This window comes from Streptomyces sp. HSW2009, assembly GCF_040240285.1.
GTDB lineage: Bacteria > Actinomycetota > Actinomycetes > Streptomycetales > Streptomycetaceae > Streptomyces.
In genome coordinates, this window is record NZ_JBEHZD010000988.1 from 1 (window position 1) to 1,419 (window position 1,419).

2 protein-coding genes are annotated in these 1,419 nt (G+C 75.8%); both read left to right on the forward strand.

From position 1 onward, the window contains the following. The first annotated feature begins 184 nt into the window (after window positions 1-184). Window positions 185-883 (forward strand): ABC transporter ATP-binding protein, encoded by a 699-nt coding sequence (locus AAHZ94_RS34065; protein ID WP_349997555.1) that lies wholly within the window; start codon window positions 185-187, stop codon window positions 881-883. Next, entirely contained in the window at window positions 880-1,362 is a 483-nt protein-coding gene (locus tag AAHZ94_RS34070; RefSeq protein ID WP_349997554.1) for a hypothetical protein, read from the forward strand. The genes AAHZ94_RS34065 and AAHZ94_RS34070 overlap by 4 nt, the downstream gene beginning before the upstream one ends. The last annotated feature ends 57 nt before the right edge of the window (window positions 1,363-1,419 follow it).

The following is a 1,419-nucleotide window of genomic DNA, read 5'->3' on the forward strand; positions in this document are numbered from 1 at the left end:
TGGAGCGGAAGGAGTGGACACCGGCCGGCAGTTCGTGGCAGGCGCCGACCGTGTCGAGGTCGGCGGAGATCGCCGTGGCCGGGGGGGGGGGGCCCGGGGGGGGGGGGGCGGCCCCCCCCCGGGTCGCGGGCCGGCGCGCGACCCGGCGCACGGGGCGGCAGCGGACGCCGTACCCGTCGTCGAGTTGGTGGAGGTCACCAAGGCGTACCCGGGCGGGGTGCACGCCCTGCGCGGGGTGAGCCTGACCGTGCGCTCGGGCGAACTCGTGGCCATCGTCGGCCCGTCCGGATCGGGCAAGTCGACGATGCTCAACGTCATCGGCACGCTGGACGCGCCCACATCGGGCACGGTGCGGGTGGCCGGATATGACCTACGGCGCCTCTCGGACGCCCAACTGTCCGCGCTCCGGGCGCGCCACATCGGCTTCGTGTTCCAGCACTTCCATCTGGCGGCCGGCCGGGACGCGGTGGACAACGTGGCGGACGGCCTGCTGTACGCGGGCGTCCCCCGCGCGGCACGGCGGGCCCGCGCCCGCGCCGCGCTGGAACGGGTACGCCTCGGACACCGCCTCGACCACCGGCCCGCCGAACTGTCCGGTGGCGAGAAACAGCGGGTGGCCATCGCGCGGGCGCTGGTCGGCGAGCCCGATCTACTGCTCGCCGACGAGCCGACCGGCGCCCTGGACACGGCGTCGGGCCAGGTCGTCATGGAGTTGCTGCACGAGCTGAACGCGGCGGGCACCACGGTCTGCGTGATCACCCACGATGGCGAGATCGCGGCGTCGCTGCCGCGCCAGGTCCGCTTCCGAGACGGCTCGATCGTCTCCGACTCCCGTACGCAGATCGTCTCTGACTCCCTTACGCAGAAGGTGGGTTCACCGTGAAGCGAGCTGACGGCCGGGGTAGGGGGCGGCCGGTCGAGCGGCCGGCCGAGCAGGTGGGGGGAGCGGGCGTGGAGAGCGGTGCGGGTCCGGTCGGGGAGCCGTCCGTGACCTCGGGTGGGGTGCCTGGTGGGGCGCCAGGCGGGGCAGAGAGCGAGGCGTCCGGCGAGGTGCTGCGTGGGTCGCCGGGCGAGGCACTGTCCGGCGCCCGCGGTGGTCCGCGGCCCGTTGCGGGGACCGTTGCGGGGGCCGGGCGCGCCACCACGGAGGAGACCGTGCCGCTCCGTACGGTTCAGGCCACGGGCGGCCCTGCGCCGTACCGTACGGATCAGGCCATGGGCGCCGCCGTGGGTGCCGCCACGGACGCCCCCACGGACCGGCCCGCGGACGGCTCGACCCGCGCGGCCGGGGAGCGTGCAGCCGGGGAGCGCGAGACCGAGGGGCGTACGGTCGAGGGGCGTACGCGGCGCTGTCTCTTATAGCCAAATCCGCGCCCACGCGACGGACGCCGGGGGGGGGGTGGGGGGTGGGGTGGGAGA